This window comes from Bradyrhizobium cenepequi (assembly GCF_020329485.1).
Taxonomy (GTDB): Bacteria; Pseudomonadota; Alphaproteobacteria; order Rhizobiales; family Xanthobacteraceae; genus Bradyrhizobium; species Bradyrhizobium cenepequi.
On record NZ_JAGKJI010000005.1, the window covers coordinates 195,904 to 208,031 of the forward strand.

13 protein-coding genes and 2 pseudogenes are annotated in these 12,128 nt (G+C 63.0%); 4 read left to right on the forward strand and 11 right to left on the reverse strand.

Translation table 11 applies throughout. From position 1 onward, the window contains the following. Positions 1–91 precede the first annotated feature (91 nt). The gene (sugE, locus tag J6497_RS09150; RefSeq protein ID WP_225703924.1) at positions 92–406 is read left to right on the forward strand and encodes a quaternary ammonium compound efflux SMR transporter SugE; all 315 of its coding nucleotides are present in this window, start codon (positions 92–94) and stop codon (positions 404–406) included. Positions 407–411: 5 nt separating this feature from the next. On the opposite strand, the gene J6497_RS09155 is transcribed toward sugE, so the two are convergent. The 7 genes from J6497_RS09155 to J6497_RS09185 all read right to left on the reverse strand — a co-directional run bounded on the left by J6497_RS09155 (position 412) and on the right by J6497_RS09185 (position 6,929). Then, on the reverse strand, positions 412–1,416 hold the full coding sequence (locus tag J6497_RS09155) for an inorganic phosphate transporter (RefSeq protein ID WP_225703925.1): 1,005 nt from the start codon (positions 1,414–1,416) through the stop codon (positions 412–414). 9 nt (positions 1,417–1,425) lie between these two features. Next, positions 1,426–2,070, reverse strand: a complete 645-nt coding sequence (locus J6497_RS09160; protein ID WP_225703926.1) for a DUF47 domain-containing protein — start codon at positions 2,068–2,070, stop codon at positions 1,426–1,428. Positions 2,071–2,271: 201 nt separating this feature from the next. After that, positions 2,272–3,240: a branched-chain amino acid ABC transporter permease gene (locus tag J6497_RS09165; protein ID WP_225703927.1), complete on the reverse strand. Its 969-nt coding sequence runs from the start codon at positions 3,238–3,240 to the stop codon at positions 2,272–2,274. A 1-nt stretch (position 3,241) separates the two neighbouring features. Then, positions 3,242–4,105 (reverse strand): branched-chain amino acid ABC transporter permease, encoded by an 864-nt coding sequence (locus J6497_RS09170; protein WP_225703928.1) that lies wholly within the window; start codon positions 4,103–4,105, stop codon positions 3,242–3,244. A 68-nt stretch (positions 4,106–4,173) separates the two neighbouring features. Then, a complete protein-coding gene (locus J6497_RS09175) occupies positions 4,174–5,394 on the reverse strand; it encodes an ABC transporter substrate-binding protein (RefSeq protein ID WP_225703929.1) in 1,221 nt (406 codons plus the stop codon). A 40-nt stretch (positions 5,395–5,434) separates the two neighbouring features. Beyond that, the gene (locus J6497_RS09180; protein WP_225703930.1) at positions 5,435–6,181 is read right to left on the reverse strand and encodes an ABC transporter ATP-binding protein; all 747 of its coding nucleotides are present in this window, start codon (positions 6,179–6,181) and stop codon (positions 5,435–5,437) included. Continuing rightward, positions 6,174–6,929, reverse strand: a complete 756-nt coding sequence (locus tag J6497_RS09185) for an ABC transporter ATP-binding protein (protein ID WP_225703931.1) — start codon at positions 6,927–6,929, stop codon at positions 6,174–6,176. The genes J6497_RS09180 and J6497_RS09185 overlap by 8 nt, the downstream gene beginning before the upstream one ends. 335 nt (positions 6,930–7,264) lie before the next feature. Here J6497_RS09185 and J6497_RS09190 point away from each other — a divergent pair, with 335 nt between their 5' ends. Both J6497_RS09190 and J6497_RS09195 read left to right on the forward strand, forming a co-directional pair. Further along, the gene (locus J6497_RS09190; RefSeq protein ID WP_225703932.1) at positions 7,265–7,867 is read left to right on the forward strand and encodes a PAS domain-containing protein; all 603 of its coding nucleotides are present in this window, start codon (positions 7,265–7,267) and stop codon (positions 7,865–7,867) included. Positions 7,868–7,990: 123 nt separating this feature from the next. Then, positions 7,991–8,125: a hypothetical protein gene (locus tag J6497_RS09195; protein ID WP_376708188.1), complete on the forward strand. Its 135-nt coding sequence runs from the start codon at positions 7,991–7,993 to the stop codon at positions 8,123–8,125. Here J6497_RS09195 and J6497_RS09200 read toward each other — a convergent pair. The 4 genes and pseudogenes from J6497_RS09200 to J6497_RS09215 form a co-directional block, all read right to left on the reverse strand. After that, positions 8,061–8,327 (reverse strand): annotated as a pseudogene (locus J6497_RS09200) (sigma factor); the annotation flags it as partial. The gene J6497_RS09195 and the pseudogene J6497_RS09200 overlap by 65 nt on opposite strands. A gap of 81 nt (positions 8,328–8,408) precedes the next feature. Further along, a complete protein-coding gene (locus J6497_RS09205) occupies positions 8,409–8,789 on the reverse strand; it encodes an ArsC family reductase (RefSeq protein ID WP_376708183.1) in 381 nt (126 codons plus the stop codon). A 70-nt stretch (positions 8,790–8,859) separates the two neighbouring features. Beyond that, a complete protein-coding gene (locus J6497_RS09210) occupies positions 8,860–9,363 on the reverse strand; it encodes a cytochrome P460 family protein (RefSeq protein ID WP_376708184.1) in 504 nt (167 codons plus the stop codon). A gap of 17 nt (positions 9,364–9,380) precedes the next feature. Next, a pseudogene (locus J6497_RS09215) lies at positions 9,381–10,428 on the reverse strand (alpha/beta fold hydrolase). Between the two features lie 157 nt (positions 10,429–10,585). Between J6497_RS09215 and J6497_RS09220 the strand changes: the two are divergent. After that, positions 10,586–12,127 carry a winged helix-turn-helix domain-containing tetratricopeptide repeat protein gene (locus J6497_RS09220; protein ID WP_225703985.1) on the forward strand — a complete coding sequence of 514 codons (1,542 nt, stop codon included), beginning with the start codon at positions 10,586–10,588 and terminating at the stop codon, positions 12,125–12,127. Position 12,128: the final 1 nt, after the last annotated feature.

Here is a 12,128-nt window from a genome sequence, read left to right on the forward strand (position 1 = left end):
AAGGCCAGCCCCACATGGGCGCACGGAAGGACGACCTTCCTGTTCACCATGTCAGCCGCGGGGACGACCCTGCCTTATTCGGAGGGTCGTCATGGCCTGGACCATCCTGTTCGTCGCCGGTCTGATGGAGATCGGTTGGGCGATCGGGCTCAAATATACCGAAGGTTTCACGCGGCTCGTTCCATCGGTGCTGACGCTTCTGAGCATGGCCAGCAGCATCGTCCTGCTCGGGCTGGCGCTGAAGACGCTCCCGATCGGAACCGCCTATGCGGTGTGGACCGGCATCGGGGCGGTGGGAACGGCAATGCTCGGCATCGTCCTGTTCGGCGAACCGGCCACAGCGCTTCGGCTTTCGAGCATCGGACTGATCGTGGCGGGCATCATCGGCCTCAAGCTGGTAACCTGATCGGATCAACGCAGCACCAGAACCGCCCAATAGGTCACGGCCGCAACCGTGGCGGCGGCCGGAATGGTGATGACCCAGGCATAGACGATCGAGCTTGCGACGTTCCAGCGCACCGCCGAGACCCGGCGCGCCGCACCGACGCCGACGATGGCGCCGGTGATGGTGTGGGTGGTGGAAACGGGAACCCCGAGAAAGGTCGCCATGAACAGGGTGGCCGCGCCGCCGGTCTCCGCGCAAAAGCCCTGCATCGGCGTCAGCTTGGTGATGCGCAGGCCCATGGTGCGGACGATGCGCCAGCCGCCCATCAGGGTGCCCAGCGCCATCGCCGCCTGGCAGGCCAGCACCACCCAAAACGGAATGTGAAACTCTTCGCCGAGATGCCCCTGCGAATAGAGCAGCACGCCGATGATGCCCATGGTCTTCTGCGCGTCATTGCCGCCATGGCCGAGCGAATAGAGCGAGGCGGAGGCGAATTGCAGGATGCGGAAGGCGCGGTCGACCGCGAACGGCGTCGAGCGCACCGACAGCCAGGACACGATCGCGACCAAGACCAGCGCCAGCAGGAATCCGATCAGCGGCGACAGCACGATCGCAAGCAGCGTCTTGGAGAGACCGCTCCACACCGCCGCCGAGAGCCCCGCCTTCGCCATGCCGCCGCCGACCAGGCCGCCGATCAGCGCATGCGAGCTCGACGAGGGAATGCCGAGCGCCCAGGTGACTACGTTCCAGACGATGGCGCCGACGAGTGCGGCGAAGATCACGGTGGCATCGACGACCTCGGGCTCGATGATTCCGGTGCCGATGGTGTTGGCGACGTGCAGTCCGAATATGGTGAACGCGACGAAGTTGAAGAATGCCGCCCAGAACACCGCGAAATGCGGCCGCAGCACGCGAGTCGAGACGATGGTCGCGATCGAATTCGCGGCGTCGTGCAGGCCGTTCAGGAAATCGAACAACAGGGCGACCGCGATCAGGATCACCAGGACCGGCAGACCAAACGTGGCGTCCACGTCCCTGCCCTACACTTGCTCGATCACGATCGAATTGATCTCGTTGGCGACGTCGTCGAAGCGGTCAGCGACCTTTTCGAGGTGATCGTAGATCTCGGCGCCGACGATGAAATCCATCGTGTTGGCGTCGCGATGCTTGAGGTAAAGCTCCTTCAGCCCAATGTCGTGGAGATCGTCGACCCGGCCCTCGAGCTTGGTGAGTTCCTCAGTGATCTGCGTCAGCATCGAGACGTTGCTGCCGATCGACCGCAGGAGCGGCAGCGCGCGCCCAACCAGATTGGCGCATTCCACGATCAGCGTACCCATCTCGCGCATCGGCGGCTCGAACGTGCGCACCTCGAACAGCACCACCGCCTTGGCGGTCTGCTGCATCTGGTCGACGGCGTCGTCCATGGAAGTGATAAGGTTGGTGATATCACCGCGGTCGAACGGGGTGATGAAGGTGCGGCGGACGGCGGTCAGAACCTCGCGGGTGATGTTGTCGGCGTCGTTCTCGAACTGGTTGACGCGCTGACAGTGGACCGGCGTCTCGTCCCCACCCTTCAGCACGTCCTGCAACGCCATCGCGCACTGGACGGCGGTCTTGGCGTGCCGGGCGAACAGGTCGAAAAACCGCTCCTCCCTGGGCAAAAAGGCTCGAAACCAGCGCAGCATAGGGTCAAATCCATCGTTCCGGAGCGACCGCTCCGCCACCTGTCACAAAACTGTCATATAACATTCTGTGCAAGCGTGGCCAGCCGCCCGCCGACGGAACCGGGTCATCCACCGCTTTGTAGAAAGTGGGCCTCGATGCCTTCAAAGGCCCAACGCAACGGGATTGCGTTGGGCTCCAATCGAGCGGGCCGGCCGATAGTCCTACAGCGACCGCCTGAGCAAACGCGCGAGCTCGCCGATGATGCCGCGGCGGAATGTCAGCACGCAGGCGACGAAGATGACGCCCTGGATCACCGTCACCCACTGGCCGTAACCGGCCAGATACTGCTGCATGGCGATGATGATGAAGGCGCCGACCACGGGACCGAAAATGGTGCCGAGGCCGCCGACCAGCGTCATCAGCACGATTTCGCCCGACATCGACCAGTGCACGTCGGTCAGCGAGGCGTTCTGAGCCACGAACACCTTGAGCGAGCCGGCAAAGCCCGCCAGCGTGCCGGAGAGGATGAAGGCGAGCAGCTTGTACTGGTCGGTCTTGTAGCCGAGCGAGATCGCGCGCGGCTCGTTCTCGCGGATCGATTTCAGCACCTCGCCGAAGGGCGAGTTGATGGTGCGGTAGATCAGCAGGAAGCCGCCGAGGAAGCCGGCGAGCACGACGTAATACAGCACTGTCGGCTTGGAGAGGTCGAAGAGGCCGAACAGATGGCCCTGCGGAATGCCCTGGATGCCGTCTTCACCATGGGTGAACGGCGCCTGCAGGTAGATGAAGTAGAGAAGCTGGGACAGCGCCAGCGTAATCATCGAGAAATAGATGCCCTGCCGGCGGATCGAGACGTAACCGGTGATGATGGCAAGCCCGAAGGAAGCGGCCGTGCCGATGATGATGCCGAGCTCCGGCGGCAGCGCCCACACCTTCAGCGCATGCGCTGAGACGTACCCGGCCGTCCCCAGGAACATCGCATGGCCGAACGAAAGCAGGCCGCCATAGCCGACCAGCAGGTTGAAGGCGCAGGCGAGCAGCGCAAAGCACAGCGCCTGCATCACGAAGAACGGATAGATGCCGGTGAGCGGCACGACGGCCAGCAGCACAGCCATCAGAGCGAAGGCGACCATCTCGTCGCGCATGGCGCGCGGCGTGACCGGCAGGGTATCGTCGGTGAGTGCTGACATATCAGGCCGCCCGTCCGGTCAGTCCCGTCGGCTTCACAAGCAGGACCAGCACCATCAGGACGAACACGACGGTGTTGGAAGCCTCGGGGTAGAAATACTTGGTCAGCCCCTCGATCACGCCGAGCGCAAAACCGGTGATGACCGATCCCATGATCGATCCCATGCCGCCGATCACCACCACCGCGAACACGACGATGATCAGGTCGGCGCCCATCAGCGGCCGCACCTGGTTGATCGGCGCCGACAGCACGCCCGCGAGCGCCGCAAGCCCGACGCCGAGGCCGTAGGTGAGCGTGATCATCCTGGGCACGTTGATGCCGAAGGCCCGCACCAGCGTCGGATTCTCGGTCGCGGCGCGCAGGTAGGCGCCAAGCTGCGTCTTCTCGATCAGGAACCAGGTGGCCACGCATATCACCAGCGAGAACACGACCACCCAGCCGCGATAGACGGGTAAGAACATGAAGCCGAGATTCATGCCGCCCCGGAGCGCATCAGGGATTTGATACGGCAGGCCGGAGGAGCCGAAATAGTTCTGGAAGACGCCCTGGATGATCAGCGCGATGCCGAAGGTGAGCAGCAGGCCGTAGACATGGTCGAGCCCGGACAGCCATTGCAGCATGGTCCGTTCCAGGATCATGCCGAAGATGCCGACCACGATGGGCGCGATGATCAGCGCCCACCAATAGTTGATGCCGGCGATGTTGAGCAGGAAATAGGCGCAGAAGGCGCCCATCATGTAGAGCGCGCCATGGGCAAAATTGATGATGTTGAGCATGCCGAAGATCACGGCAAGCCCGAGGCTGAGCAGCGCGTAAAACGAGCCGTTGATCAGTCCCACCAGTAGCTGTGCGTAGAGAGCCTGCATCGCTTGGCCTTCGCTCCCCTTCCCCCCGAATGGAGCCCACCGGCCTTACCGCCGGCGGGCGATGATAGTTACTTCTTGAGCAGCGCGCACTTGCTTTCGGAAAGCGGCGTGAACGCCTGGTCGGCCGGAACGGTGGCGACCAGCTTGTAGAAATCCCACGGACCCTTGGATTCCGAGGGCTTCTTCACCTCGAACAGATAGGCCGGATGGATCGCGCGGCCGTTCGGCTGGATCTCGCCCTTGCCGAACAGATCATCCTCGGTCGGCATCGACTTCATCTTCTCCACGACCTTGACGCCGTCATGCGGATTGCCGCCGAGCGCCTCGAGCGCCTTGAAGTAGTGACGCAGCCCCGCATAGACCCCGGCCTGCACCATGGACGGCATGGCATGGTTCTTCGACCGCTCCCCGAACCGCTTGGAGAAGGCGCGGGTCTTGTCGTTCATGTCCCAGTAGAAGGTCTCGGTGAAGTTCAGGCCCTGCGCGGTATCGAGGCCGATCGCCTTGACATCGGTGAGAAACAACAGAAGCGCCGCGAGCTTCTGGCCGCCCGAGACGATGCCGAACTCAGCAGCCTGCTTGATCGAGTTGGTGGTGTCGCCGCCGGCGTTCGCAAGGCCGATGATCTTGGCCTTGGACGATTGCGCCTGCAGCAGGAAGGACGAGAAGTCCGAGGTGTTGAGCGGATGCTTCACGCTACCCAGCACCTTGCCGCCGTTGGCGGTGATGACGGCCGTGGTGTCGCGCTCCAGCGCGGCGCCGAAGGCGTAGTCGGCGGTGAGGAAGAACCAGCTGTCGCCGCCGGACTTCACCAGCGCCTGCCCGGTGGAATGCGCCAGCATGTAGGTGTCGTAGGTCCAATGCACCGTGTTCGGCGTACACTGGGCGTTGGTCAGGTCCGAGGTCGCCGCGCCCGAGTTGATGTAGACGCCGTTCTTCTCCTTGATGACGTTGTTGACGGCGAGCGCCACGCCGGAATTCGGCACATCGACAATAACGTCCACCTTGTCAACGTCGAACCACTGCCGCGCGATGGTCGAGCCGATGTCGGGCTTGTTCTGGTGGTCGCCGGAGATGACGTCGATCTTCCAGCCTTTTGCGAGCAGTCCGGAGTCCTCAACAGCCATCTGCGCCGCGAGCGTCGAGCCGGGTCCGCCGAGGTCGGAATAAAGCCCGGACTGGTCGGAGAGCGCACCGATCTTGACGGTCTTGTCCTGGGCAAGCGCGAGGCCAGCCGAGGCAAGCGTCATGGCGGTGCCGAGCAGCAGCGCCGAAATCCTGTTCTTCATATGACTGTTGTCCTTCTTGCTTTTCTTGATGTCGGCAATCTCAGACGCCGAGATAAGTATGGAGCTTGTCCATGTTGGCGGAGAGCTCCGAATTGGCAAAACCGTCGATCACCTTGCCATGCTCGACAATGTAGTAGCGGTCCGCAACCGTCGATGCGAAACGGAAATTCTGCTCGACCAGCAGAATGGTGAAGCCCTCCGATTTGAGCCGCGCAATGGTGTGGCCGATCTGCTGGATGATGACGGGCGCGAGGCCCTCGGTCGGTTCATCCAGCATCAGGAAACGTGCGCCGGTGCGCAGGATGCGCGCGATCGCGAGCATCTGCTGCTCACCGCCGGACAGCTTGGTGCCCTGGCTGGTGAGGCGCTCCTTCAGGTTCGGAAACAGATCGAAGATCTGGTCGAGCGACAGGCCCCCTGCGCGCACCGTCGGCGGCAGCAGCAGGTTTTCGCGCACGTCCAGGCTTGAGAAAATGCCGCGTTCCTCCGGACAGAACGCGATGCCCATCCGCGCGATCCTGTCGGAGGACGCGCGGATGATCTCCTGGTTCTCGAAGCGAATCGAACCGGAGCGCTTACCGATGATTCCCATCACCGATTTCAGCGTGGTCGTCTTGCCGGCGCCGTTGCGCCCGAGCAGCGTGACCACTTCGCCGGCGTTTACGTTGAAATTGATGCCATGAAGGATGTGGGATTCGCCATACCAGGCCTGGAGGTCCTGGACGGCCAGCACCGGCGCCGCCGCCGGCTTGGCGGCTGGCGCTTGGGCCATTTTCAACTCAGGCATGACCGGCTCCCAGATAGGCTTCTTTCACGCGCTCGTCCTTGGAGAGGTCGGCATAGTGGCCCTCCGCGAGCACCTGCCCTCGCGTCAACACGGTGATGATGTCGGAGAGGTTCGCCACAACCGAGAGGTTATGTTCGACCATCAAGATGGTGTATTTCGCGGAGATGCGCTTGATCAAGGCGGCGATCTTGTCGATGTCCTCATGACCCATGCCGGCCATCGGCTCGTCCAGCAACATCATCTCCGGGTCGAGCGCAATCGTCGTTGCAATCTCAAGGGCGCGTTTGCGGCCATAGGGCATCTCAACGGCGGGAATGTTGGCGAACTCGCTCAAGCCGACATCGTCAAGCAGCTCCAGCGCACGCGCGTTGTAGCGGTCGAGCACGCTTTTGGAACGCCAGAAATCAAAGGAATTGCCGTGCTGGCGCTGCAAGGCGACGCGGACATTCTCCAGCGCCGTCAAATGTGGAAAAACGGCCGAGATCTGAAACGATCGCACCAATCCGAGACGCGCGACATCGGCCGGCGGCATCGCCGTGATGTCCTGTCCCTTATATGTAATCCGGCCCGCGGACGGTTTTAGGAATTTTGTCAGGAGATTGAAGCACGTCGTCTTGCCGGCCCCGTTGGGCCCGATCAAGGCATGGATGCTGCCGCGACGTATTTTCAACGCAACGTCGCGTACGGCGAAGAAACCCGCGAATTCCTTGGTTAATCCGTGGGTCTCGAGAATGAACTCGTCGGCCAAACAATTTCCCCGTCGGCCTCACCGCGGTTTTCGCGCGTGGCCAAGTTTCTTCCTGATCCGGCTGGTTTTCCGCGACCCCGGAAACCAATCCCGGACCGCCGCCCCCGGCGGCGGAATATGCCGATGCGACAGGGGTTAGGCAAGGCGGAAAGCTGGGCATCGAGGACGCACCCTCGTCGGTTCCGTCTGCTCCGATAGTCGAATTGCAACCACACCCGACTTGTCGCTTCGGAAAGCCGCCATTAACGGTATTTTGCTGCGCAGCCAAGCCTTCATAGAATATTTCCGCGTCAAACCGATGCTCAGGCCATTGGTCCTGGGACGGATTTTCGACCTTGGAATTTGAGAGCGTCAATTCATCGATCGTGAAATCGATCCGGCAGCGCGATCTGCTGAACGCCTGGCTCAGGCTGTACGCCCGTGACCAATCGACGCCGCGCGTCGAGGAGTATGAGCCGGAGCGACTGGATGATGAGAGGCTGGACCTCGTCCACTACACGGTCGAGGCAAAGCAACAGCCACCGCGATTGACGATCGAAAGCGAGGGCACGCGGATGGCGCACGCCTACGGCCACACCGGAAAGGGCCGCGCTCTCGACGACTATCTGGGCCCGCGCATCGCGCCGATCGTGATGCCGGTCTACTACGAATGCATCGCGCGCGGCCTGCCGGTCTACACGATCGCCCATATCGACGACATCTATGGACGGCTGGTGGCCTATGAGCGGCTGCTGCTGCCGTTCAGTGAGGAGGGTAAGATCACCCGCATCATCGCCTCGCTGAAGACGATCTGCGAGGACGGCCATTTCGAGATCAAGAACCTGATGCGCGGCGCAGACAAGCTGCCAGTGCCAAAGCTGCGCGCAGTCATCGATCGCGATCTCTTCCATCGCGCGCCCGGCCGCATCGCAGCCGGCGACGAGCTCGAATTCGAATAGTGCGCCCGCCGGCCGATTGACGCAAATAGCTTGCCCTGCAAACCTCGCCCCTTCGCGAAATCGGAGGGCGCGACCGTGCTACGTAGAGCGACACCGGAGCGACTGAGTGCGTTCTCCGACGGTGTGTTTGCCGTGCTCATCACAGTGCTGGTCTTGGAATTGAGACCGCCCGAGCGGCCCACTTTCGAGGCGTCATCGCGATCCGCGACAACCAGGTTGAAAGGCTGGACTCGCCGCGGAAATCGGCAAGATGCGTGAACGCCCGGACATAGGTTTACTGGACGACGTCCTCGGCCTCGCCGTCGTTGTGTAGGATGCCGCGGGCCAGCCGATAGAGCCTGCGGTTGTTGGCCTTGATGATGGCGCGAACGGCCGCCTCGTCACGGGCCAGTGCGCGCTTGACGAGTTCGGCGTCACCGGCAGCAGCCGGCACCGTGTTGGATGTAGTGGCCCCTTGCATGGCAGTCTCGCCCTCGGTTGTGGCGGACACGAGTGTTAGATGCGGCTGAGGCGCAGAGGTTCCCGAAAATCTATCGGCGCCCTACCCCTTGCGGCCGCGCGATTTCACTTCCCTGGCGTAGATATCTTCCTTGAAGCCGACCAGCAGTTTGCCGCCGAGATCGAGCACCGGTCGCTTGATCATCGACGGCTGCGCCGCCATCAGCGCCAGCGCCTTGCGCTCGTTCAGTCCTTCCTTGTCGACATCGGGCAATTTCTTGAACGTGGTGCCAGCCCGGTTGAGCAGAGTCTCCCAGCCGACCTCGTCGCTCCATTGCTTGAGCCTATCCTTGGCGATGCCGGCCGTCTTGTAGTCGTGGAAATCATAGGCGACGCCATGGCCATCGAGCCACGCGCGCGCCTTCTTCATGGTGTCGCAGTTCTTGATGCCGTAGATGGTGATGCTCAAGGCTATTCCTCGCATGCGTTGCGAGAAGAAAATAGCTTCGCAACGGATGTTGCGCCAGATCGTGGACCACGCCTCCTGTGAATTCTCAGCGTCCGTATCGCGTGAAGACGTAATCGTGGTCCTTCGCGTGGGCTTCGTGGCAGGCGAAGCAGGTCTTGTGCTGGGCCTCGTCCACGGGCTTGCCATCGACGAACCGGCCAAAGCCCCAGCCGCCAGTCGTGGCGTATTTGGCGGAATCCTTGACCATGACCTGAACGGTGGTGGGAGAGCCGGTGATGAAGGCGCCATCGAGACCTTCGACCGGGACATGCTTCCAGGCCAGCTTGACGAAGACCGTGCCGTCCGGAAACGGCAGCGCGCCGCCCTGACTGGCCTTGACCGCGGTGCCATTGCCGAGGACGCCCCGGAGTTCATCGAGAGCGACCTCCTGCCCGACGGCGATCAGCTTCCAGTCGCGATAGCCTTCGGGAATCCTGACGCCGAAGATCGGCGACGCCCCATCATCGGCAAGGCTCCTGGCGAATGGCGCCGCAGTCCCAGCGAACGTCACCATGAGGGCCGCCAAGGCCCATTTCAGATTCTGTCGCATCTGTTCGAACCCCGCGATCAGCCGTTGTCGACATCGATGACCGCCTGTGCAAAGGCCTGTGGGGCCTCTTGCGGCAGGTTGTGGCCGATGCCGCCGGTGATCAGGCGGTGCTCGTACTTGCCCGAGAATTTCTTGGCGTAGGCGCTCGGTTCGGGATGCGGCGCGCCGTTGGCGTCGCCTTCCATGGTGATGGTCGGCACAGTGATAACAGGGAATGTCGCGAGCTTCTTCTCCAGATCATCGTATTTTGCTTCGCCTTCGGCGAGCCCAAGCCGCCAGCGGTAGTTATGGATGACAATCCTGACGTGATCCGGGTTGTCGAAGGCATCAGCGCTGCGCTTGAAGGTGGCGTCGTCAAAATTCCACTTTGGCGAAGCCAGCTGCCAGATCAGCTTGGCAAAATCGTGCTGGTACTTGTCGTAACCTTGCTGTCCGCGCTCGGTGGCGAAATAGAACTGGTACCACCATTGCAGCTCAGCCTTCGGCGGCAGCGGCATCTTGCCGGCCTCCTGGCTGCCGATCAGGTAGCCGCTGACGGAGACCATCGTCTTGCAGCGCTCCGGCCAGAGAGCGGCGACGATGTTCGCCGTGCGCGCGCCCCAGTCGTAACCGGCAAGCGTCGCCTTCTCGATCTTGAGCGCATCCATCAACGCGACGATGTCGGCCGCGAGCGCCGCCGGCTCGCCGTTTCGGCAATGTCGCGTCAGAGAGGAAACGCGTGGTGCCGTAGCCGCGCAGGTAAGGAATGATCACACGATAGCCGGCAGACGCCAGGAGCGGCGCGACATCGACATAGCTGTAGATGTCGTAAGGCCAGCCGTGCAGCAGGATCACCACCGGACCACCAGCAGGTCCCGCTTCGGCGTAGCCGACATTGAGCAGGCCGGCGTCGATCTGCTTCAACGGGCCGAACGAGGTATGCGCGCCCGCCCGTGCCGCGGGCAGCGTCGCCTTCTTGGCGCCCTGCGCATGGGCGGATCCGATCAGGCCGAGCTGGGCGGCGGCGAAGGTTCCGGCGGCAACGCCGAAGAAACGGCGGCGGCTCTGGCTGACATCGTGGGACATGGCGATCTCCGGTTCGAACTGGCGACCTATTGCCCTTTCTCGGCTATGGCCGCTTGGAGATTAGTTGGATTTATCCTTCAGACGGCTTTGATTTTTGCCTCAGCCGCCTTGTGCTAGGTTCGCCGCGACTCCCGTGACAGCCGGCAGGCCTTGGAATTTGCTTTATCATTTCAACGACTTCGTTCTGGATACCGACCGCCGCGAGTTGCGCCGGAGCGATAACCTTGTCGCCGTCGAGCCGCAGGTGTTCGATCTTCTGGAATTCCTGATCCGTTCACGCGATCGTGTCGTCAGCCGCGATGACCTGCTCGCCGCCGTCTGGCGCGGGCGGATCGTCTCGGAGGCGACGCTGAGCAGCCGGCTGAACGCCGCTCGCGCGGCGATCGGCGACAATGGCGACGAGCAGCGGCTGATCCGCACGCTCCCGCGCAAGGGCATTCGTTTCGTCGGCGAGGTCCGCGAGCAGGCGGCCAATGAGAGTACAAGCCCGCCCGTTGCCGCCTTCGAGGGCCCGTCGATCGCGGTGCTCCCGTTCACCAATATGAGCGGCGATCCCGAGCAGGAGTATTTCGCCGACGGAATCGCCGAGGACATCATCACGGCGCTGTCGCGCTGCAGCGGGCTTGCCGTGATCGCGCGAAACTCCTCCTTCACCTACAAGGGCAAGGCGGTTGATATCCGCCAGGTCGGCCGCGAGCTCGGCGTCGGCTATGTGCTGGAAGGCAGCGTTCGCCGCGGCGGCGATCGCATGCGGATCAGCGGCCAGCTCATCGACGCGACGTCGGCCGCCCATCTCTGGGCCGATCGCTTCGACGGCGACGCGCGCGAGGTGTTCGACCTGCAGGACCGCATCACCGAAAGCGTTGTCGCTGCGATCGAGCCGACGCTGCATCTCGCCGAAGCCGAGCGCCGCCGGCCCGCTCCGCCGAGCGAGCTCGACGCCTACGACCTGCTGCTGCGCGCCTACAGTCTTCGTTACGAGTTCACCGCCGAGAGCATTGCGGCGGCGATCGACTGCCTCGACCAGGCGCTGGCGATCGATCCCGCCTACGCGCCGGCGATGGCGGCTTCCGCTTATTGCCATGCACTATGCCATTTCCAGGGCTGGCTCGGGCCGGACGAGGCATATCGCAGCAAGGCCGTCACGCTGGCCTGGCGCGCGGTCGAGCTCGCGCCGAACGATGCGCAGGTGCTGTGGATGGCGGCGTTCGCGATCTGGAACATGGCCGATGAAATCGAGCCGGCACGCGAATTGTTCAACCGCTCGCTTGCGATCAACCCGAATTCCGCGATGGCGTTGACGCTCGGCGGTTGGATCGAGGCGATGCGCGGCAATCAGGGCGCTGGCCGCGCCATGATCGAGCGGGCGCAGCGGCTCAATCCGCGCGACCCGCGCGGCTGGTTCGCCTCCGGAGCGCTCGCGATCTGCGCGATCCTGGACGAAGATTTCTCTGAGGCGATCATCTGGGCGGAAAAGGCGCTGGCGCAGAACCGCCGCTTCGCGGTGGCGTTGCGCGTCCTGGCCGTGGCGCTGGTGAAGACCGGCGAGCAAGACCGCGCGGCACAGGTCGCGCGGGAATTGTTGAAGGTCGAGCCGGACTTTTCGATCGCGGGCTTCCTGTCGCGAATCCCCTTCCCGGTCGAGCCGATGGCGCGGACCTATGCCGAGGCGCTTCGGGCCGCCGGCGTGCCGGAATGAC

Excerpts from the sequence above, each read along its gene's own strand:
- sugE (WP_225703924.1), top strand. The coding sequence starts at position 92 with ATGGCCTGGACCATCCTGTTCGTCGCCGGTCTGATGGAGATCGGTTGG.
- J6497_RS09160 (WP_225703926.1), bottom strand. The coding sequence starts at position 2,070 with ATGCTGCGCTGGTTTCGAGCCTTTTTGCCCAGGGAGGAGCGGTTTTTC.
- J6497_RS09165 (WP_225703927.1), bottom strand. The coding sequence starts at position 3,240 with ATGTCAGCACTCACCGACGATACCCTGCCGGTCACGCCGCGCGCCATG.
- J6497_RS09170 (WP_225703928.1), bottom strand. The coding sequence starts at position 4,105 with ATGCAGGCTCTCTACGCACAGCTACTGGTGGGACTGATCAACGGCTCG.
- J6497_RS09175 (WP_225703929.1), bottom strand. The coding sequence starts at position 5,394 with ATGAAGAACAGGATTTCGGCGCTGCTGCTCGGCACCGCCATGACGCTT.
- J6497_RS09180 (WP_225703930.1), bottom strand. The coding sequence starts at position 6,181 with ATGCCTGAGTTGAAAATGGCCCAAGCGCCAGCCGCCAAGCCGGCGGCG.
- J6497_RS09205 (WP_376708183.1), bottom strand. The coding sequence starts at position 8,789 with ATGCGAGGAATAGCCTTGAGCATCACCATCTACGGCATCAAGAACTGC.
- J6497_RS09210 (WP_376708184.1), bottom strand. The coding sequence starts at position 9,363 with ATGCGACAGAATCTGAAATGGGCCTTGGCGGCCCTCATGGTGACGTTC.